Raw genomic sequence first — 896 nt, forward strand, 5'->3', positions numbered from 1 at the left:
ATATTTATTTTTAAATTCATTTATTCTCATTTTTCTTATCAGACATCTTTCCTATTATAAAAAATACTGATGCTAAAATTAATAAAATAATCACCGGATACCATAGTTGTCCTGTTTGAGGAACTTTTTCTTCCATTATTTTAAATGGCTCTTCTTCTTTTTCATTTTCTTCTCTTGTTAAATACTCTCCTTCAATATTAGATAATGTATTACAAATTTTTATAACTTCTCCATCTCTGTTAACTGTAACATAGTAATTTTTAGGTACATCTTTTTCAATTACATCATATGTGAAATCCGGAGATAAATTCTTCCATTCTATACACCAGTTGTTATATTTACTTAATTTTTCTTCTTCAAGTACTTGTCCATTTCTCAGTAGCTGAACATCTATACTATTAGGTCTATCTATACTATCCCCATCATCCCAAATTTTATAGACAATTAATTTTATTTTTTTATCTATTTTATTTTTTTCATATTTTAAATCCATTACAATTTCTCTATTACTATTTTCAGTAACTTCAAATAAAACAGGGGTTGGGTAATATCTATAATCTTTATTTAATTTTGTTTCTCCCATTATTAAATACAAGCCTGAATCTAAGGCTGTAAAATTTACACTATTAAAGCTATCTGTCACACCTTTTCTTAACTCTTTTAATCCATCCCTTTTTATATACGATTCTAAGGTATTAGCTACAGCTGCCTTATCCATAGAGCTATAATTAGATAGATCTACCCTATAATTTATAAATTCATTTACTAAATTATACTTACCTTCTTTACTTTTTTCAGCAATCTTATATAATTTAAACTCTGTATTCTCCAATTTATATTTTACACTAACAGTAGATTTGTAATTTCCTGCTTCAACATTATCTACAAACAAGCTT

At 25.9% G+C, this 896-nt stretch carries 1 protein-coding gene; it reads right to left on the minus strand.

The features are described 5' to 3' along the window. Window positions 1–16: 16 nt before the first annotated feature. The coding region (locus HMPREF9129_RS10345; RefSeq protein ID WP_156792650.1) for a Cna B-type domain-containing protein at window positions 17–896 on the minus strand (880 nt) is incomplete at its 5' end.

Origin of the sequence: Peptoniphilus indolicus ATCC 29427 (assembly GCF_000227315.1) — a bacterium.
GTDB lineage: Bacteria > Bacillota > Clostridia > Tissierellales > Peptoniphilaceae > Peptoniphilus > Peptoniphilus indolicus.